Raw genomic sequence first — 597 nt, forward strand, 5'->3', positions numbered from 1 at the left:
GGCACCTCGTAAGTGAAATCCTCCCACAGCTCGGCGGCGGTGTTCGCGGCGTTCGACGAGCCGAATCTGATCGCGCATGCCGGACTTGTCCCGATCGTCCGGCTTGCCGAGCGGTGCTGTCTGCCGGCCCTGGTGGCCGAGAAGGTCAAGCTGAACGGCGCGAAGAACGGCGCCGGCGCGGCCGCCGATGCGAAGGTGACAAGCATCGTGGGTGGCATGGTCGCCGGTGGCGACTCCATCGACGGCCTGGACGTCCTGCGGCACGACGGGCTGCCGAAGCTGTTCGGCGGGGTCCGGGCACCCTCCACGCTGGGCACCTTCCTGCGCGCCTTCACCTGGGGGCACGTACGCCAACTGGAGTCGGCCACAAGCACGTTCACCTGCAACCTGGCCGCCCACACCGGCCTCGTCCCGAAGGACGACGAAGTGGTCTTCGTCGACCTCGACTCCAAGGTCAAGCAGGTCTACGGCCCGGTACGGCAGCCGCACTTCGTTACGTGACCTGCGGGTACGGGTTCTCGACGGGCCGTCCGAGACGGGTCCTCCGGTGGTGCCAGCGTGCTCTGGCTCGGTGTCGGTCTCGCCAGTTCTGCCAGT

The 597-nt window shown here is 68.0% G+C and carries 1 protein-coding gene; it reads left to right on the forward strand.

All coding sequences use genetic code 11. From position 1 onward, the window contains the following. Positions 1-12: 12 nt before the first annotated feature. On the forward strand, positions 13-501 hold the full coding sequence (locus tag OTB19_RS43305) for a hypothetical protein (protein WP_267804358.1): 489 nt from the start codon (positions 13-15) through the stop codon (positions 499-501). The last annotated feature ends 96 nt before the right edge of the window (positions 502-597 follow it).

This window comes from Streptomyces sp. H27-H5 (assembly GCF_026627505.1).
Lineage (GTDB): Bacteria > Actinomycetota > Actinomycetes > Streptomycetales > Streptomycetaceae > Streptomyces.